We start from the raw sequence: 18842 nt of genomic DNA, 5'->3' as shown, positions 1-18842 counted from the left end.
GGCAGCGGGCCGTATCCGACCTGTGGCAGATCCTTGGATCGCTTCGCTGCGCTCGCAAAGACGGGGGCTGTCGTCGTCCCGGTCAGACTCGCAGGATGAGGGGGATGGGTGGGGCCGGCGGCCTCACGCCCTCCCCGTCATCGCTTCGGCTCCGCCTCGCGAAGACGCGAGGTGCGCGGACTACGTCTCCTCCCCCGAGCGCAGCAGCTCCCCGGCCACGTCGGCCAGGCGCGGCGGCTCGGTGCGCACGAAGGGCAGCGGGCGGCAGACTGCCAGGGCGGCGAGGCCGAAGCGGGCGGTCATCAGGCCGTTGAGCACCCCCTCCCCGAGCTTGGCGGAGACCCGGGCGGCGAGGCCGAGGCCGAGCACCTGCTGGATCACGCTCTCGCCCACGGCCATGCCCCCGGTGACGGTGAGGTGCGCCACCGCCGAGCGGGCGAGCCGCAGGAAGCCGAGGAAGCCGGGGCGTCCGCCGTAGATCGTCGCGATCCGGCGCAGCAGGCGCACGGCGGCGAACAGCACGAAGGCGACGTCCACGATGGCCCGGGGGCTCAGCGCCGTCACCGCCGAGACCTGCTTGGCCGCCACCGCGATGGCGTTGCGGGCCTGCCGGTCGAGGTCCACCAGAAGCTCGCGCTCTGCCAGGCCGATCCGGTCGTCCACGTCGAGGATCGCGTCGGCGGTGCCGTCCAGGCGGGCGCGGGCGGCGGCGAGGCGCTCCCGGCCTGCGTAGAGCGCCGAGACCTCTCGCACCACCGCCATCGCGCCGGTGTGGTCCCGGGCCGCGATGGCGTCGATGGCCGACTGGCGCAGGCGCTCGATCCGCTTCTCCCGCCGCAGCCCGGCGAGCTCCCGCCCGAGGATCACGGCCAGCGCCAGCAGGGCGAGGCCGAGCAGCGCCACCGCGACCCAGCCGAGCCAGGGCGCCGCCTGGAACAGGTCGGCGATCATCCGCTCCACGGACAGGCCGACCCCGAGGGAGACGAGGCCGCCGGCCGCCGACAGGAACAGCCCCCCCCAGGGGGACCGGCGCTTGGGCGCCACCGGGACCGGCACGCCATCGGCCGCGTCCACGATCTCGAACGGCTCCTCCACGATCACCGGCATCGGCGGCGGTGGGGCGAACCCGGCGGCGGGGGGCGGCTCGGGGGACAGGCGGAAGGCGCGGGGTTTCTGGCCCGAAGTCATCGACCGTTCCTCATGACACGACACCAAGCCCCTCTCCGTCTTCGCGAGCGCCGCGACGCAATCCAGGGCAGCGGGACGTTTCCGAACGGGGCGGATCCCTGGATTGCTTCGCTGACGCTCGCAAGGACGGGTTGGGTATCCGCGACGGGCAGGGACGCGGCGACGGGCGACCTTCCCCCACCTGCGCCGAGGGGCGCGTCACCGCGCGGCTGGAATCCGAAGGCCGTCACAGCCGGTCGCCGATCAGGAACTGCATCGCCCGGTCGAGGCGGATCTGCGGCAGGTGGCCGGGGCGGCCGAGGCTGTCGGGGCGGATGAGCGGCGGGCGGAAGCGGGGGAAGCGCAGGGAGCCCGGCGGCACCGCGCCCTCCAGCACCGCCTCCGGCCGGGCCGGCAGCTCGCCGGGGAAGATCGCCGCCTCGCTCTGCCCGTCGAAGGTCTCGTCGCCCACCACCTCGCCGGCCTCCGGGGTGCCGGCGACCGCGCGCAGGGTCTCGCCGCCGTCGTGGACCGTGGTCTCGCGGGTGGCGCGCACGGAGGCGAGGGCCACGGTGCCGACCCGGGCGCCCGCGGCCTCCGTCCGGCGCATGGAGCGGGAGACGAGGAGGCGCAGCAGGGCGTCCAACCGGTCGTGGCTGGTCTGGTGGAGGTGGTCGGCCTTGGTGGCGGCGAACAGCACCCGGTCGGCCCGGGGGGCGAACAGCCGCGACAGGATCGAGTTGCGGCCGATGTTGAGGCTGAGCAGCACCGCGTCGAGGGCCTCCTCCAGCTCGGCGACCGCCGTCGGCCCGGCATCCACCGCCGAGAGCACGTCCACCAGCACGATCTGCCGGTCGACCCGCTGGAAGTGGTCGCGGAAGAAGGGCGTGACCACCTTCGCCTTGTACGCCTCGAACCGCCGCTGCATCAGCCCGGCGAGGCTGTCGGGGTCGATGGTGTCGGGCAGGCGGTCGAGGGGGGCGAAGGTCAGGGCCGGGGAGCCGGCGAGGTCGCCGGGCATCAGGAACCGCCCTGGCGGCGTGGTGGCCACCGCCTCCGGGCCCGCGCGCAGCGCCGACAGGTAGGTCTTGAAGGCGTCGCTCGCCCGCTCGGCCGCCACCTCGTCGAGGGGCCCGGCCGGGTCGAACCCGGCCAAGGCGGCGAGCCAGGGGGCGGCCACCGTCGCCCGGCCGGGCCGGCGGGTGCCGGCGATGGTGGAGCGCGACCACGACACGTAGTCGGTCTCGATCAGCGCGAGGTCGAGGAGCCACTCGCCGGGATAGTCCACCACGTCGAGCATCAGGGTCGCCGGGCCGGAGCGCCAGCCGGCGGCGCGCTCGTAGGCGATCTCCAGGCGGAATTGGCTGATCCGGTCGGTGGAGCGGGGCCAGGCGCGGGCCTCGGTGAGGGTCGCGAAATGCTCCTCGAAGGGGAAGCGCGGCACGTCGTCGTCCGGCTGCGGCACGAGGCGGGCCCGGCGCAGGCGCCCCTCCTGCGCGGGGGCGAAGGCCGGCAGGGCGTGGGTCTCCACGAGGTGGTGGATCAGCGCCGTGGTGAACACGGTCTTGCCCGAGCGGGCGAGGCCGGTGACTCCCAGGCGAAGGGTCGGCTGGACGAGGAGGTCCTGGGACGCCTCGGCGAAGGCGCGCAGGGCCGAGCCGGCGCGGGAGGTGAAGTCGGTCAAGGGTGGGGGCACGGGCCGGCGACGGTTGAACGGGGGCGGGCGTCAGGTGGCGCGGCGGAGGCTCGGCCGCAAGGGTGTCGCGTTCCGTCCCGACAGCCGCGGCCCCCCGGAATCCGGACAAGGCTCTCCCTCCCCCCTCTGCGGGGGAGGGTGGCCCCCGAAGGGGGGCGGGAGAGGGGCAGCGCGACGGTCGAGGCTATGGCCCGGGGCGCGGCCTTTCCGGATAGGTCGCTCCCCCCTCCTCCGCGAGGCGGGTGACCGCCCCGGCCACCAGCTCCGGGCCGGCGCGGAGGGTGCCGAGCTCCACCGCCGACATGGCGAGCATCACCGGGGCGAGGTTCGGCAGGGGCGCCCCGTCCGGGCCGAACAGCAGGAGGTCGTCGTCGGGCGTGAGGCCGACGCTGCCCGCGATCCGGCCGGCATAGGCGCGGATGCGCACCTCGTCGCCCGTGCAGAGGGGGGCGGGGAGCCGCAGGTCGAGGAGGGGCAGGCCTGCGGCGAGGGCCGGCAGGCGGGCCGATTCGGCCACCATCCGCTCCGGGCTCGGCACGTGGGACCCGGCGAGGAGGGAGGCCGGGTCGTCGGCACCGCGCCTCCGCGGCGCCGCGGTGGGTGTCGCCCCGATCCCGGCGGCGATGTCCGCTACCGGCTGCGGGGCGGCGATCCGGGGAATCGCCCTGCTCGGCGGGCGGGCGCCCGCGCGGCCGGCGAGGCGGGCCAGCGGCGACCAGGGCTGCACCCGCAGGGCGGCGGCCCGCCCGCCTCGGGCCGCGGCGAGGCGGGGGGCGCCGCCGGGGCGGTGCCGGGCGAGGAAGCGGGCCCGGAGCGTGCCGCCGAGACCCCGGGGGGCGAGGCCCGCCGACACCGGGGCGGCGGCGACGGCCCGGCCGCCTGGGGAGGCGATCCGGCATTCCGAGGGCGCCCAGCGGCGCACGATGGCCAGCGCGCTGCGGCGGCCGTAGTCGCGGTAGTAGCGCCGCAGCAGGTGGGCGGCGGCGTCGGCCCCGTCGGCCAGGGTCGCGAAGGCGGTGTGCCCCTCCCCGTCCGCGCCGATCTCCCCCGGCCAGCGGGCCGACTTGATGCACCAGCCGTTGTTGAGCCGCACGCAGCGGGCGACGTAGGGCGGGTCCCGGGCGAGGCTCGCGGTGAGGGCGAGCGCCTGCGGGCGCAGGGCCGCCGCGGTCTGCCCATGCCAGTTCGACACCGCCCGCGCCGCCGGGTCGAAGCGGGGGGACTCGGCCGGAACGGCGGCGGCCGGGCGCGGCAGGGCGCGCAGGAGCGCCTCGGCACCCTCCCCGGCCTGGGCGGCGAGGCCCGCGAGCAGGACGATGGCCGCCAGCATCATGCGGGGACGCGGCGGCGGGCCGGGTTCCCCTCCCGCCCGTGCCCGCAGGGCAGGCCTCCGCCCGGTGCGGAGGAGGCCCCCCGGTCGGCCCCCCGGCCGGCCCTCCGGCGCAGGGGCGGGGGGGACGGCAGGGTCGCCCTCACGGGTTCAGCACGCGCAGGGCCGCCTCGTGCAGGCGCGGGTCGCCCGCGGCGATCACCCGGCCCCCGGAGGCGGCGGAGCCGCCGTCCCAGGCGGTGACCCGGCCCCCGGCGCCCTCGACGATCGGGATCAGGGCGCAGATGTCGTAGGGCTTCAGCCCCGCCTCGACCACGAGGTCGATTTGCCCGGCGGCGAGCATGCAATAGGCGTAGCAATCGGCCCCGTAGCGGGAGAGGCGCACTTGGCCCTCCAGGGCGCGGAAGCGCTCCGCCTCCTCGACCCCCGCGAACAGGCGCGGATCGGTGGTGGCCAGCAGCGCCTGCCCGAGGTCGGCGCAGCGGCGGGTGCGCAGGGTGCGCTCCCCGGCGGGCCCCCGCAGCCGGGCGGTGCGGCCATCGCCGGTGAACATCTCGCCGAGATAGGGCTGGTGCATCAGCCCCCGCACCGGCACCCCGTTGCGGGTGAGGCCGATCAGCGTGCCCCAGGTCGGCAGGCCGGCGATGAAGGCGCGGGTGCCGTCGATGGGGTCGAGCACCCAGACGCATTCCGCATCCGCCCGCTCGGTGCCGAACTCCTCGCCGAGGATGCCGTGGCCGGGGAAGGCCTTGCCGATCATGGCGCGCAGGACGACCTCCGCCGCCCGGTCGGCCTCGGTGACCGGATCGAAGGGCGAGCCCCCCCGGGCCTTGTCCTCCAGGGCGAACTGCGCCCGGAAGAACGGCATGATCGCCTGGCCCGAGGCCTGGGCGAGATCGTCCATGAACCGGCCGAGTTCGACGACGCTCATCGGGTCCTGTCTCCGACCTGCCGGCCCTGCGCCGACGGCCAGACGAAGGCGGTCGGTCGGGTCTGCGTCAAGCCCCCTGCCCCATCGCCGGCGTGCCGGGCGCGGGGCTCCGGGCGGGATCGGCCTCCGCCGCGGCGAGCACCCTCTCGATCGCGTCGTGCAGCGAGCCCGCCGTGATGTCGGCGTTCACCGTGAAGCCGGTCCGGCGCTCGCCCTCGTCGGCGAGCCACAGCCCCGCCAGGACCGGCACCGCGGGCATGTGCCGCTTCAGCCGCTCGACGAGGCGGTTGAGGTGCTGCGGCTCGCCGCCATGGGAGATGGAGACCACGCAGGTGAGGCGGACCGCCCCCGGATCGAGCCGGGCGATCCGCGCCGAGGCGGTCTCGGCGAAGGGCAGCGTCCGGGCGCCGATGCCGCGCTTGGCGAGGATCTGCGCCAGGATCGCCACGGCGGCCGGATCGAGGAAGCCCCGGCCGGAGACGCAGAGCACCGCGCCCTCCCGGCTCCAGCCATCGGCCACGTCGTCCGGCCCCGCATGGGCGGGGTGGGGGCTGCAGGAGCCCTGCGCCTCGCAGGGGTCGGCGGCCGTGGGCGTGCCCTTGCGAGCGGCGTCCGTGGGGCCGTCCGAGCGGTCGGCGAGGTCGTCGATGAGTTCGGAGAGCGTGCTGCGCATGGCGCTCTTCTGGGTCGGGGTCAGCACGCCCCGCGCCGCGTCGCGGGCGGCGAGTTCCAGCCCCTTCAGGACCACGTCCTCGTAATAGGACGAGAGGGAGCAGTGCTGCAGGATCAGCTCGGCATGGCCGAGCACCTCCTCCGAATCGCCCGCCAGGATGCGCTGGTAGAAGTTCTGCACGGGGGTCAGGGCCGGCCTGTCGCCGAACAGGACGTCGAGGAATTCGAGGTGCTCGGCGTGGCGCCCGAGCACGACGAGGCAGGCGGTGAGCGGCGTGGAGAGCAGCAGGCCGACGGGCCCCCACAGCCACGTCCAGAACAGGGCCGAGACCAGCACGGCGGTGGGCGAGAGGCCGGTGGACTGGCCGTAGAGCATCGGCTCGATGACCTGCCCGGTCAGGGGTTCGAGGATCAGGAACAGGATCGCGGTGGCGATGGTCATGTTCCAGCCGGGCTCGATGGCGGCGGCGAGCAGCATCGGCAGCAGGGCCGAGAGGAATGCGCCGAGATAGGGCACGAAGCGCATCAGCGCCGAGACGATCCCGCACAGGACGGGGTTCGGCACGCCGATCAGGTAGAGGCCCACGCCGATGACCACGCCGAAGGCGGTGTTGAGGGCGAGCTGGGCGACGAAGTAGCGGGAGAGGCGCCGCGCCGCGTCGTCCATCGCCACCGTGGTCCGGTGCAGGTCCTTGGAGCCCGCGAGCCGGATCAACCGGTCGCGCAGGTCCTCCCGCTGCATCAGCACGAACAGCAGCACCACGAAGACGATGCCGGCGGTGGCGAGCGGCTGCAGGGCCGGCGAGAGCAGGGTGCTCGCCGTCTCCAGGGGGCTCGGCGGGGTCGCCGCCATCTCCACCAGCATCGGCTTGCGCTCGACGGGGGCGGCGTCGGCGGCGGGTTTCGCCTTGGTCTCGGGTTTGGGCGCGGGCTCGGGCGTCGGCTGCGCCTCGGTGTTGCCGGCGTTGTGGATCACCCGGCCGATGTTGGCGACATAGTCGGTGAGGCGCCCGGCCGGGCTGGTGCGCAGGCTCTCGAGCTTGCGCTCGATGGTGGCGCGGTAGCGCGGCACGTCGCCGGCGAGGTCGGCGACCTGGATCCCGATGAGCGTGGCCAGGGCCCCGACGATGCCGAGGGTCATGAGCACGGCGAGGCCCACCGCCACGAGGCGCGGCAGGCGGAAGCGGCGCAGGGCGTTGACCAGCGGTCCGAGGACGAAGGACAGCAGCAGCGCGATCGCGATCGGGATGAAGATCTCCCGGCCGAAATACAGCCCCGCCACGAGGATCGCCCCGACGAGGAGCGGCGAGGCGAGCGCCGCCCGGGGCGTCTCGGCGGCGGCGACGCGGGTCGGCCGGGGACGGACCAGCGGATCGTCCCTGCCGGGAACCCCGGTGTGTCTGCTGACCATGCCCGCCCGATGCCCCCGACGACGCCACCCGGACGCCAAGCTGGGCCACGGCGTCGCATGGACGGGGAACGGCACGGGGCCGCAAAACGATCCCACCGCGGACAGGGTCAGCCGGTGAGGACCCTCAGAGGCCGGCGGGACGATCCGTGTCGTCCCACCCTCCCCCCCTGCATCCTGAGTGTTTCCCGCGAAAGTCCGCGCCCTCCCGTCCTTGCGAGCGCAACGGAGCAAGGACGGGCTGGATCACGACGGGCGGTCCATCCCCCCGATCTTTTCGGCCAGACGCTCAGGCGCGGGAATCGACCAGGAGCAGCGCGAGGATGTCGGTGAGTTCCGCGCCGTCGATCCGGGCGAGGGCCTGTGTGGCCCGATCGGCCGAATCGCAGGCATCGAGGGCGTCTGCAGGGCGGAAAACGACCTGCGGGTTGTAGTCGGCGACGTGCCTCAGCGCCTGCAGGCGGTGGAAGCTCTCGGCGAACTCCCGCGTCGCATCGGACACCGTCCGTCGCCCCAGGATCTGCTGATACCGGCGGGCGAGGTTCGGCCGCTCGATGGAGAGGCAGATGTCTTTCATGCGGGCGTGGGAGTAGCCCCGGTACAGGAGGCCGTAGGCCGGTGCTTCCCCCTCCGCCGGCCCCACGAACCGTTCGGCCGCGGCCTTCAGCGTCGCGTGGAAGAGCGCGTAATACGAGGTGGAGATCGATCGTCTCAGCTCGCCGTCGCGGGCCGACCGTCTTTCGGCCAGCTCGCGGGCGAGGCCCAGCAGCTCACAGGGGTCGAGCACGGAGGTCGACCGTCACATCGCTTCGGGCGAGAAAACGCACGAAGGGATAGTGCTCGTCCCCGCCGTTCACGAGGACATCCCGGATCGTTCGCCTGATCCGGCTCTTGGTCGCCGGAGGCAGCGGAGGATCGTCGTCCTCGTGCACGATGGTGATTTGCCAGACGAGGTCGTCCGTCCAATCGAGCCCGAGTTCGGCCCGCACGTCACCGGCCGGGCGGCCGGCGACGCGGTTCACCGAATCGAGGCTGATCGCGCGGACAGCGGATGGCTCGAACTCACCCATGCCCGGAGAGTGCCGCCCGGCTAAAGCCCCGTCAACACACGTTTAACGGGTGATCGCTCACGCCCCCAGCACGCCGGCCCGGGCGACGTCCCCCGCGTCCTTGAGGTCGGGCAGCGTCCGGCACAGCGCCATCACCCGCGCGGCCTGCGCCGCCGGGAGGACGCCGTCGGCGAGGTCCCTGAACTTCGCCTCGAGCTGCGCGTCGGTCATCGGCGTCTCGACGCTGCCGATGGCGTGGACGATGTGGCGGTGGAGGGTGCGCCCGTCGTTCAGCGTCACGGTCATGTCGACCTGCGCCGCGTCGATGCCGGGGGTGACCACCGGGTTCACCTTCTGGCGGAGCGCCACGACGCGGGGGTCGTTCACCGCCCGGTCGCTGAACTGCTTCTCGCCGCCCGCCCCTTCCACGAAGGCCACCGCCGCCGCGTGGTAGATGCTGAACTTGCCCTCCAGCCCGGTCTTGGGTGCGGTCTTGCCGGTGAGCTCCAGCACCAGCGGGTGGACCTTGAGGTCGATGCTCCGGATGTCCTCCGGCTTCACGTGCTCCTCGTCGCGGATCTGGATCGCCGCGTCGATGGTCGGGTGCATGACGATCCCGCAGGCGAAGGGCTTGTAGGTGTTGAGCGCGCTCTCGTAGCGGGTGCCGAGCCCGTCGGTGATCTGCGACCAGTCCTGCTTGGTGGAGATGGTCTGCGCCCAGCCGCGCCGCACCTCGATCATCCGGTCGGAGGAGGTGAAGCCCTTGGCGGCCAGGATCGCCGCGAACAGCCCGTTGGCGGCGGCGCGGCCGGGGTTGAAGCTCTTGTTCATGGAGCCGAACGATTCGCGCAGGCCCACCGGCTGCGAGGCGGCGAGGCCCAGCGCGTAGACCGTCTGCTCCTGCGTCAGCCCCATCAGCTTCGCCGCCGCCGCGGCGGCGCCGAACACCCCGCAGGTGCCGGTGATGTGCCAGCCGGCATCGTAGTGGTTCGGATAGACCATGTTGCCGATCCGGCATTCCACCTCGATCCCCACCACCAGGGCGTCGAGGAAGTCCTTACCGGAAACGGGCTTCATCTCCGCATAGGCGAGGATCGCCGAGGCCACCGGGCCGGCGGGGTGGATGATGGTCTTCAGGTGGGTGTCGTCGAAATCGAAGATGTGGCTCGACACGCCGTTGAGGAAGGCGGCGTTCATGATGTCGAACCGCTCGGAGCGCCCGAACAGCCCCGCCTGTGGCGGCCCGGAGAAGGGCTGCAGCGCCGAGACGGCGATGTCGAGGGTCTCGTGGTGCGAGCCGCCGATCGCCACGCCCACCCAGTTGAGGAAGCTGCGCACGCCCTCCCGGCGGACCTCCTCCGGCAGGGACTCGTAGGACGAGCCGCGGATCCATTCGGCGAGGATCTTGGTGACCGGCGGGGGCGGGGGCGCCTTGGCCGCGCCCGGGGCGGCCCCCTCCGCGGCCTGGGCCACCGGGAGGGCGGGGACGCTGAGGGCGAGGCCGGCGGCCCCGATGAGCGAGCGGCGGTTCATGGTCATCGCATCCTCCCGTGCGGGCATCCGGGTGCCCGTCACGGTGGAGAGTATACCAGCGTATGCGAGAATGCAGGGTCCCTCGCGCCGTCCCTTCCCCTGGTCGGGAGGGGGTCAGGGGTGGGGGTGGTGCCGGATGGGGCGCAGCGGTGCCTTCTGCCCCGCCCCCACCTCCACCTCCTCCCCACGAGGAGGAGAGCTTCCCCCTCTCACACCACCACCGGCAGCGCCGCCTGCTCGCCCACGGCGAACACCCGCCGGTAGCGGGCGATCTCGTCCGCCGGCCCCTGCGCCTTGGTCGGGTTGTCGGAGAGCTTCACGGTGGGGTGGCCGTCCGCGGCGGTGACCTTGCAGACCACCGAGACCGGATCGAGCCGCCCGTCGGGCATCAGCCCGCGGAAGTCGTTGGTGAGCAGGGTGCCCCAGCCGTAGCCGATCCGCATCCGCCCGTGGAACCGGGCGTGGATGCGCTCGATCTCGGCGATGTCGAGGCCGTCGGAGAAGATCGCGAGCTTCTCGCGCGGGTCGCGCCCGTGCTCCTGCCAGAAGCGGATCGCCTCCTCGCCGCCCTCGATCGGGTCCTTGGAGTCGATGCGGATGCCGGTCCAGTCGGCCACCCAGTCCGGGGCGTGGGCGAGGAAGCCGGTGGTGCCGTAGGTGTCGGGCAGGACGATGCGCAGGTTGCCCGCGTAATCCTCCTGCCAGTCGGAGAGGACCGCGTAGGGGGCCGCCGCCAGCGCCGCGTCATCGGGGGCGAGCGCCGCGTAGACCATCGGCAGTTCGTGGGCGTTGGTGCCCACCGGCTCCACCTCGCGGGTGGCGGCGATCAGGCAGTTCGAGGTGCCGAGGAAGCGCGGCTCGCCCAGGCCCTCGGCCATGGCCTGCACGCACCAGTCCTGCCACAGGAAGCCGTGGCGGCGGCGCGTGCCGAAATCGGCGATCGACAGGTCGGGCAGGCGCTGCAGCCGCTCGATCTTCTCCCACACCCGGGTCATGGCGCGGGCGTAGAGCACCTGCAGGGCGAGCTTGCCGAGCCCGCGCAGGACGGCCCGCGCCCGGAGCTCGTTGAGGATCGCCAGGGCCGGCACCTCCCACATCGTGGTCTCGACCCAGGGGCCGTGGAAGGTCAGCTCGTACTGCCCGTCACGGGTGGCGAGCTCGTATTCGGGCAGCTGGAAGGTCTCGAACCACGCCACGAAGTCCGGTTCGAGGATCCGCCCCTGCCCGCGGAACACGTTGCCCCGCAGCCACGTCACCTCGCCCTTCGACAGGCGCAGGGAGCGGGCATGGTCGAGCTGCTCCCGCAGCAGGCCCTCATCCACCTCGTCGGCGATCCGCACCCGGGCGGTGCGGTTGGCAATGCCGAAGGTCGTCGTCACCTGCGGGTGCCGGCGCAGGATCGTCTGCGCCATCAACAGCTTGTAGAAATCCGTGTCGAGCAGCGACCGCACGATCGGATCGATGCGGAAGCTGTGGTCGTACACCCGCTTCGCCAGATCGAGCATTTTTTCGGGACTTCGGGTCGCGCCGGGGGATCGGGAGGGCGCATGGTTTCGGGGCGCGCGTCAATGTTCGCGGTCGTGGAACCGCGCCTTTGTCCCACGCCCATCGTCATTGCGCGTGAAAGCGAAGCCATCCGGGGAGACGCCGACGCCTGAGACGTCCCGCTGCCCTGGATGGCTTCGCGTAAGTCCGCAAAGACGGTGGAGGGTGTGAGGACGGGCGGCGACCGTCTCCGGCCTGCCGCCCTTCCTGACGTTGGGCGGTCTTACGACAGACCGACCTTCTTGGTCTCGGTCTTCGGGCTCTCGCCGGTGAGGGCGGCCTTCACGGTGCCGTAGAGGTGCAGCATCGTCGCGTTCGGGCTGTCCCAGTACTCGCCCTTCTCCGGGCAGACGCGGATCAGGGCGACCTCGGGGTCGTCCTTGCCGTTGGGAAACCAGGTCTTGAGGCTGGCATTCCACTTCGAATCGATGAGCGCCTGGTCGCGGATCACCTCGGCCTTTCCGGCGACCGACACGTAGTTCTGGCTCGACGGGTCGGAATAGGCGAGGTTCACCTGGTCGTCCCGGCTGATCTCGGCGGTCTTGGGCGAGTGCAGCTTGGTGAAGAACCACAGGTCGCCGTTCTCGTCGATGTCGTTGTTCCACATCGGCCGGCTGTTGAGCGTGCCGTCGGTATCGACGGTGGTCATCATCGCGACCTTCACGTCCTTGATGAGTGCGAACAGCTTCTCGGCGCCCTCGTGATCGCGGTGGTTCTGGTGCACGTCGTCGCTCCTGCCTTGGGTGGCGGGGCATCGCACACGCGTCACCCCGGCCGGATTCGCCTCGACAACGGGCGACGCCCCGGTTGGTTCAGGTCGGGCGCCGGGGTGGTGTTTCCGGCGGGCGCGTATAGATGGGGGGTTCACGCGACAATGACGATCTGGCGCCGCCTCCGACCCGGCGGCCCCTGCGAGTTCCGGAGCCTCCCGCCTTGGCCATCACCCGCGACGACGTGCTGCGCGCCCTGCAATCGGTGACGATCGACGCCGCCGGCACCACCCTGCCGGGGTCCGGGCGCCTGTCGCAGGTCGTGGTCGATCCCAACAACCGGGTGATGTTCTCGATCCTGATCGACGCGAGCGAGGCGGAGCGGTTCGAGCCGGTGCGGCGGCAGGCGGAGGGCGCCGCCCTGCGGATTCCCGGCGTCTCGGGGGTCTTCGCGAGCCTCACCTCCGAGCGCGGCCCCGGCCACCCGGCCCAGAGCGATGCGGCGCCCCGGCCGGTCACGCCGCCCCCCGTCGCCCCGCCCCGGCCCGGCGCCCCGCCGCAGCAGGGGCCGAAGCTTCCGGGCGTGCGCCACATCGTGGCGGTGGCCTCCGGCAAGGGCGGCGTCGGCAAGTCCACCACCGCCTGCAACCTCGCCCTGGCGCTCCAGGCGCAGGGGCTGAAGGTCGGGCTGCTCGATGCCGACATCTACGGCCCCTCGGTGCCCAAGCTGTTCGGCCTCACCGGCAAGCCCAACGTGGTCGACAACAAGGCGATGGAGCCGATGGTCGGCTACGGCCTCAAGGTCATGTCGATCGGCTTCCTGATCGAGCCCGAGGCGGCGATGATCTGGCGCGGGCCGATGGTCCAGTCGGCGATCACGCAGATGCTGCGCGACGTGCTCTGGGGCGAGCTCGACGTGCTCCTCGTGGACATGCCCCCCGGCACGGGCGACGCGCAGCTCACCATGGCCCAGGCCACGCCGCTGTCCGGCGCGGTGATCGTCTCGACGCCCCAGGACCTCGCCCTGATCGACGCCCGGCGCGGGGTGACGATGTTCAAGAAGGTGGCGGTGCCGATCCTCGGCATCGTCGAGAACATGGCGACCTTCATCTGCCCGAATTGCGGCCATGCCTCGCACATCTTCGGTCATGGCGGGGCGCGCCACGAGGCGCAGCGCCTGGGCGTGCCGTTCCTGGGCGAGGTGCCCCTGAACATGACGATCCGCGAGACCTCCGACGCCGGCCGCCCGGTGGTCGCCACCGATCCGGACGGGCCGCAGGCCAAGGTCTACCGGGAGATCGCGGCGGCGCTCTGGACGAACCTGTCCGGCGCCCCCGCCGGGCGGACGGCGCCGAAGATCGTCTTCGAGTAGGCGCGCGGTGGCGGGTCCCGTCCTCGGCCTGATCCTCGCGGGCGGCCTCGGGCGGCGGATGGGCGGGGTGGACAAGACCCTGCTCCCCCTCGGCGGACAGCCGCTGCTGGCGCGGATCGCCGGGCGGCTGCGCCCGCAATGCCCCGCCGGGCTGATGCTCAGCGCCAACGGCGATCCGGCGCGGTTCGGCGATGCCTTCGATGGGCCGATCCTGCCCGATCCCGTGCCGGGCCTTCCGGGGCCGCTGGCGGGGATCCTCGCCGGGCTGGAGCATGGCGCGGCCCGGCACGGGGTTACCCATGTGCTGAGCGTGCCGGGGGATGCCCCGTTCCTGCCGGACGATCTGGTGACGCGCCTCGCGGCCTCCCCCGGCTCAGGCCCCATCGCGGTGGCGGCCTCGGGCGGGCGGGAGCACTACACGGTGGCCCTCTGGCCGGTCGCCCTCCGCGACGACCTGCGGGCGTGGCTCGCGGCGGGCGAGCGCCGGGTCGGCGGCTTCATCGCCCGCCACGGGAGTGCGGTGGTGGAATGGCCGGTGGAACCGGTCGATCCGTTCCTGAACCTCAACGCGCCGGAGGATTTTTCCCGGGCGGAAGGCATCGTCCAAGCTCGATCCTCATCCTGAGAGTCAGACCGAGACGTCGGTGATTCTTCCACACCCGACCTCATCCTGAGGTGTTGGAGCGGAGCGAAGGCCTCGAAGGAGGGCTCCAGGGATCGCGGAGCCTTCCGGGGCCCTCCTTCGAGGCCGCTTCGCGGCACCTCAGGATGAGGGGAGTGATGGGAGTAGGCGGCTTACCGGCCAGACACCGAGACGCGGCGCGGGCCGCCTCGAAGGGAGGGCTCCAGGGCCCGCGAGGGCGCCTGGAGATTTCCTTCGAGTCGGCCCGCTCTCGCGGGCGCCTCAGGATGAGGGAGGCGGGTGGGACGGACGGGTCCCTTACGCGGCCGCGCCGACGGTGACCTTCACGATCTTGTCCGGCGAACGCGGCGGCTCGCCCTTGTTGAGGGTGTCGACCACGTCCATGCCTTCGGTCACTTTGCCCCACACGGTGTACTGCTTGTCGAGGAAGCGGGCGTCCTCGAAGCAGATGAAGAACTGCGAGTTCGCCGAGTGCGGGAAGTTGGTGCGGGCCATCGAGCAGGTGCCGCGGGTGTGCGGCTCGGCGTTGAACTCGGCCTTCAGGTCCGGCAGCTCGGAGCCGCCCGAGCCGGTGCCGGTCGGGTCGCCGGTCTGGGCCATGAAGCCGTCGATCACCCGGTGGAACGGCACGCCGTCGTAGAAGCCCTGGGAGGCCAGGGTCTTGATCCGCTCCACGTGGTTCGGGGCGAGGTCGGGGCGCAGGGCGATGACGACGCGGCCCTTGGTGGTCTCGAGGGTGATGGTGTCGGTGTCGGCCATGAACGATTCTCCGTAGGTTCGGGTGGGGGACAGGGGCGAGCCGGGCGGCCGGGTCAGGCCGGCGGCCGGTAGACGAAGCGCAGGGCCACGGGGCGGCCGGCGATCGCCCGGCCCAGGCCGGGCGTGATCCGGGCCGGCGTGCAGCTCCGGAGCGCGGCCAGGGTGGCGCGGGTGAGGGCCGGCCGGTCGCCGCCCGCGACGCCGGTGGCGTAGGTGATCCGCGGCGGCCCGATCAGGCTGCCGTCGCGCCGCAGGGAGAGTCGCGCCGTCACCTCCACATCCGGCCCCTGGACCTTCCCCGTCAGATGGGGCGCGGTCCAGCAGGCGGCCAGCGCCGGGTAGAGCGCGGCGAGGGTGTCTGCGGGGGCCTCGGCCGGCCTGTCCTTCAACGGCACGGCGACCGTGGCCCGCAGGGTGTCCGGCAGGCTGAGGAAATAGCCGCCGCCGGGGCCGTAGGCGTAGCCGGCATAGGCATGGCCCCCGTCATAGGCGTGCGCCGTCGGCGCCCCGGCGACGAGGGCGCCGACCAACAGGGACCGGAGGACCGGCTTTCCCCGCCCTCCCCTCACTTGCCCTTCTCGGCCAGCGTCATGCGGACGATCTTGTCCGGGTCCTGCACCGCGCCGCCGGCGGCGCCGGGGGGCGCCTTCTTGATCTTGTCGAGGACGTCGAGCCCGTCGGTGACGTTGCCGACCACCGTGTACTGGCCGTTCAGGAACGGCGCGTCGCCGAGGCAGAGGAAGAACTGCGAGTTGGCCGAGTTCGGGTTGCCCGAGCGGGCCATGCCCACCGTGCCGCGCTTGAACTGGGCGGTCTGCGAGAACTCGGCCGGGATGTCGGGCAGGTCCGAGCCGCCGGTGCCGTTGCCCTTCGGGTCGCCGGTCTGGGCCATAAAGCCGTCGATCACCCGGTGGAACTTCAGCCCGTCATAGAAGCCGCGGGCGATCAGGGTCTTGATCTGCTTGACGTGCTTGGGGGCGAGGTCCGGGCGCAGCTCGATGGTGATGCGGCCGTCCTTGGTCTGCAGGTAGACGGTGTTGGAATCGGCGGCGAAGGCCGGGGCGGACAGGCCGAGCGAGAGGGCGAGCGCGAGGAGCGTGCGGCGTTTCATGGCTCTCAAGGGTCCTTGTGGGCTTAAGGGTGGGACGGCGCGAACCGCGCCTTGAGCCGGGCGGCGACCTCGGCCGGCACGAAGGGCGACACGTCGCCCCCCATCCCGGCGATCTGCCGCACCAGGGTCGCGGTGATGGGCCGGGCGCTGGTGGAGGCCGGCAGGAACACGGTCTGGACCTCGGGGGCCATGGCGCCGTTCATCCCGGCGAGCTGCATCTCGTAGTCGAGGTCGGTGCCGTCGCGCAGGCCGCGGATGAAGATCGCGGCGCCGCAGCGCCGGGCCGCCGAGACGGCGAGGTCGTCGAAGGTCACGACGTCGAGGGTCGCCCCCTCGGCCGTCGCCACCGGCCCGCAGGTCTCGCGGAGCAGGTCGGCCCGCTCCTGCGCGGAGAAGAGCGGCGCCTTGCCGGGGTGCACGCCGATGGCGATCACCAGCCGGTCGACCAGGCGGCAGGCCTGGCGCACGACGTCGAGGTGGCCGTTCGTGACCGGATCGAACGAGCCTGCGTAGAGGGCGGTGCGGGTCATCGCCGACCGCCCTAGCGTGTTTTGAGGGCGGACGGAACCTGTCGAGACAAGTTCCCCCTCTCCCCGCCGGCGGGGAGAGGGCTCCGGCGACCTTGTCGTCGCCGGAGCGAGGCGGCAGCCGGAGGTGAGGGGGGCATCCGGACGAGCCCCTTTCGTGGAACCCCCTCACCATCGCCCTTCGGGGCTCGCCTCGCCCCCGACAAGGGGGGCTCGGCCCTCTCCCCACATGTGGGGAGAGGGGAACATCCGCGCCTCTACGGAACCGCACTCTCCCCATGGTGCGAATCCAGCACCGTGTCGCTGGTCGGGACGGTCTCGGCCACCGCCTCGGCGCGGCGGCGGTCGGGGCTGGTCGCCTCGTCCACGAAGCTCGCCACCGCCTCCGCGAGGGGCAGGGTGCGGGTCTGCTGGCTGCCGAGCCGGCGGATCGAGACGGTGCCCTCCTCCGCCTCGCGCTTGCCGAGCGCCAGCAGCACCGGCACCTTGGCGAGCGAGTGCTCCCGGACCTTGTAGTTGATTTTTTCGTTGCGCAGGTCCGTCTCCACGCGGAGGCCGGCGCGCTCGAGTGCCCGCACGACCTTGGCGGCGTAGGGGTCCGCCTCGCCGGTGATGGTGGCGACCACCACCTGCACCGGGGCGAGCCAGAGCGGGAAATGCCCGGCGAAATGCTCGATCAGGATGCCGGTGAAGCGCTCCATCGAGCCGCAGATCGCCCGGTGGACCATGACCGGCGGCTTCTTCTGCCCGTCCGCATCGACGTAGAAGGCGCCGAACCGCTCGGGCAGGTTGAAGTCCACCTGCGTCGTCCCGCACTGCCAGTCGCGGCCGATGGCGTCGCGGAGCACGTACTCGAATTTCGGGCCGTAGAAGGCCCCCTCGCCCGGGTTCACGGCGGTCTTGATCCGCCCGCCCGACTGCGCCTCGATCTGCGCCAGCACCCGGGTCATCACGTCTTCCGCGTGGTCCCACAGGGCGTCCGAGCCGACGCGCTTCTCCGGCCGGGTGGACAGCTTCACGACGATCTCGCCGAAGCCGAAATCCGCGTAGGTGGAGAGGATCAGGTCGTTGATCTTCAGGCACTCGTCGGCCAGCTGGTCCTCCGTGCAGAAGATGTGCGCGTCGTCCTGGGTGAAGCCGCGCACCCGCATCAGCCCGTGCATGGCGCCCGACGGCTCGTAGCGGTGCACCACGCCAAATTCCGCCATCCGCAGAGGCAGATCGCGGTAACTCTTCAAGCCATGCTTGAAGATCTGGACGTGGCCGGGGCAGTTCATCGGCTTGAGGGCGAACCAGCGCTTGTCCTCGGCCTCGTCGCCGGCCGACTGGGCGGCGAACATGTTCTCCCGGTACCAGCCCCAGTGGCCGGAGGTCTCCCACAGGGCCTTGTCGAGGATCTGCGGGGCGTTCACCTCGGCATAGTCGCCGCGCAGCCGCCGGCGCATGTAGGCGATCAGCTCCTGGAAGATCGTCCAGCCCTTGGCGTGCCAGAAGATGACGCCCGGCCCCTCCTCCTGGAAGTGGAACAGGTCCATCTCCCGGCCGAGGCGGCGGTGGTCCCGGCGCTCGGCCTCCTCCAGGCGGTGGAGGTAGGCGTCGAGGTCCTCCTTCGTGGCCCAGGCGGTGCCGTAGATGCGGGTCAGCATCGGGTTGTCGGAATTGCCCCGCCAGTAGGCGCCCGCGACCTTCATCAGCTTGAACGCCGCGCCGACCTTGCCGGTGGAGGTCATGTGCGGGCCGCGGCAGAGGTCGAACCACTCGCCCTGGCGGTAGATCTTCAGGTCCTGGCCCGGCGGGATCGCGTCCACCAGCTCGACCTTGAAGCCCTCCTCCTTGCCCGCGAACAGGGCGCGCACGTCCTCGCGCGTCCACACCTCCTTGGTGAACGGGGCGTCGCGGGCGATGATCTCGCGCATCTTCGCCTCGATCGCCGGGAAGTCCTCCGGCGTGAACGGGGCCTGCCGGTGGAAGTCGTAGTAGAACCCGTTCTCGATCACCGGGCCGATGGTGACCTGGGTCTCCGGCCAGAGGGCCTGCACCGCCTCGGCCAGCACGTGGGCGCAATCGTGCCGGATCAGCTCCAGGGCGCGGGGATCGGCCCGGTCGAGGAACTCGATCCGCGCGTCCCCCGCGATGGGGTCGTCGAGGTCGCAGACCGTCCCGTCCAGCGCCATGGCCACGGTGCGCTTGGCGAGCGACTTGGCGATTCCCTCGACCACGCTGCGGCCGGTGGTGCCGGCGGCGACCTCGCGGGTGTTGCCATCGGGGAAGGTGAGGACGGGCATGGGCGGTCTCCTGGCTCACTCCTGCGAACGGGGCAGGTAAGCGGGTCTTCGGGGGCAATCGCGAGGCGGGCCGTGTAGACCGTTTCGCCGCGCGATGGAATGTG

17 protein-coding genes are annotated in these 18842 nt (G+C 72.4%); 2 read left to right on the top strand and 15 right to left on the bottom strand.

Annotated elements, in window-relative coordinates:
- Nucleotides 1-180 precede the first annotated feature (180 nt).
- The 10 genes from MKK53_RS08420 to MKK53_RS08375 form a co-directional block, all read right to left on the bottom strand.
- On the bottom strand, nt 181-1188 hold the full coding sequence (locus MKK53_RS08420; RefSeq protein WP_243928241.1) for a YcjF family protein: 1008 nt from the start codon (nt 1186-1188) through the stop codon (nt 181-183).
- Nucleotides 1189-1414: 226 nt separating this feature from the next.
- Complete coding sequence (locus MKK53_RS08415) at nt 1415-2851, bottom strand: YcjX family protein (RefSeq protein ID WP_243928240.1); 1437 nt, start codon at nt 2849-2851, stop codon at nt 1415-1417.
- Between the two features lie 196 nt (nt 2852-3047).
- On the bottom strand, nt 3048-4196 hold the full coding sequence (locus MKK53_RS08410; protein ID WP_243928239.1) for a hypothetical protein: 1149 nt from the start codon (nt 4194-4196) through the stop codon (nt 3048-3050).
- Between the two features lie 139 nt (nt 4197-4335).
- Nucleotides 4336-5124, bottom strand: coding sequence for a histidinol-phosphatase (gene hisN / locus MKK53_RS08405; RefSeq protein WP_243928238.1), 789 nt, complete (start codon nt 5122-5124; stop codon nt 4336-4338).
- A 67-nt stretch (nt 5125-5191) separates the two neighbouring features.
- Nucleotides 5192-7207, bottom strand: a complete 2016-nt coding sequence (locus MKK53_RS08400) for an AI-2E family transporter (RefSeq protein ID WP_243928237.1) — start codon at nt 7205-7207, stop codon at nt 5192-5194.
- Nucleotides 7208-7493: 286 nt separating this feature from the next.
- Nucleotides 7494-7991, bottom strand: coding sequence for a hypothetical protein (locus MKK53_RS08395; RefSeq protein ID WP_243928236.1), 498 nt, complete (start codon nt 7989-7991; stop codon nt 7494-7496).
- A complete protein-coding gene (locus tag MKK53_RS08390; RefSeq protein WP_243928235.1) occupies nt 7975-8226 on the bottom strand; it encodes a hypothetical protein in 252 nt (83 codons plus the stop codon). Before MKK53_RS08390 ends, MKK53_RS08395 begins: the two co-directional genes overlap by 17 nt.
- Nucleotides 8227-8331: 105 nt before the next feature.
- Nucleotides 8332-9792 (bottom strand): MmgE/PrpD family protein, encoded by a 1461-nt coding sequence (locus tag MKK53_RS08385; protein WP_243928234.1) that lies wholly within the window; start codon nt 9790-9792, stop codon nt 8332-8334.
- A 203-nt stretch (nt 9793-9995) separates the two neighbouring features.
- Entirely contained in the window at nt 9996-11291 is a 1296-nt protein-coding gene (locus tag MKK53_RS08380) for a nicotinate phosphoribosyltransferase (RefSeq protein WP_243928233.1), read from the bottom strand.
- A 263-nt stretch (nt 11292-11554) separates the two neighbouring features.
- Nucleotides 11555-12055 (bottom strand): pyridoxamine 5'-phosphate oxidase family protein, encoded by a 501-nt coding sequence (locus MKK53_RS08375; RefSeq protein ID WP_243928232.1) that lies wholly within the window; start codon nt 12053-12055, stop codon nt 11555-11557.
- 209 nt (nt 12056-12264) lie between these two features.
- On the opposite strand from MKK53_RS08375, the gene MKK53_RS08370 reads away from it, so the two are divergent.
- Together MKK53_RS08370 and mobA are read left to right on the top strand one after the other, a co-directional pair.
- Nucleotides 12265-13413, top strand: a complete 1149-nt coding sequence (locus tag MKK53_RS08370; protein WP_243928231.1) for an Mrp/NBP35 family ATP-binding protein — start codon at nt 12265-12267, stop codon at nt 13411-13413.
- Nucleotides 13414-13420: 7 nt separating this feature from the next.
- Nucleotides 13421-14038, top strand: a complete 618-nt coding sequence (gene mobA, locus MKK53_RS08365) for a molybdenum cofactor guanylyltransferase MobA (RefSeq protein ID WP_313901536.1) — start codon at nt 13421-13423, stop codon at nt 14036-14038.
- Nucleotides 14039-14353: 315 nt separating this feature from the next.
- On the opposite strand, the gene MKK53_RS08360 is transcribed toward mobA, so the two are convergent.
- The 5 genes from MKK53_RS08360 to thrS form a co-directional block, all read right to left on the bottom strand.
- Nucleotides 14354-14815, bottom strand: coding sequence for a peptidylprolyl isomerase (locus MKK53_RS08360; protein ID WP_243928230.1), 462 nt, complete (start codon nt 14813-14815; stop codon nt 14354-14356).
- A gap of 53 nt (nt 14816-14868) precedes the next feature.
- Nucleotides 14869-15384 carry a hypothetical protein gene (locus MKK53_RS08355; RefSeq protein WP_409564293.1) on the bottom strand — a complete coding sequence of 172 codons (516 nt, stop codon included), beginning with the start codon at nt 15382-15384 and terminating at the stop codon, nt 14869-14871.
- Nucleotides 15381-15926: a peptidylprolyl isomerase gene (locus tag MKK53_RS08350; protein ID WP_243928229.1), complete on the bottom strand. Its 546-nt coding sequence runs from the start codon at nt 15924-15926 to the stop codon at nt 15381-15383. The genes MKK53_RS08355 and MKK53_RS08350 overlap by 4 nt, the downstream gene beginning before the upstream one ends.
- Before the next feature lie 23 nt (nt 15927-15949).
- Complete coding sequence (gene coaD, locus MKK53_RS08345; protein ID WP_243928228.1) at nt 15950-16456, bottom strand: pantetheine-phosphate adenylyltransferase; 507 nt, start codon at nt 16454-16456, stop codon at nt 15950-15952.
- Between the two features lie 254 nt (nt 16457-16710).
- Nucleotides 16711-18738 carry a threonine--tRNA ligase gene (thrS, locus tag MKK53_RS08340; protein WP_243928227.1) on the bottom strand — a complete coding sequence of 676 codons (2028 nt, stop codon included), beginning with the start codon at nt 18736-18738 and terminating at the stop codon, nt 16711-16713.
- Between the last annotated feature and the right edge of the window lie 104 nt (nt 18739-18842).

This window comes from Methylobacterium sp. J-076, from assembly GCF_022829405.1.
GTDB lineage: Bacteria > Pseudomonadota > Alphaproteobacteria > Rhizobiales > Beijerinckiaceae > Methylobacterium.
This window is presented reverse-complemented; position numbering and strand designations above follow the sequence as displayed.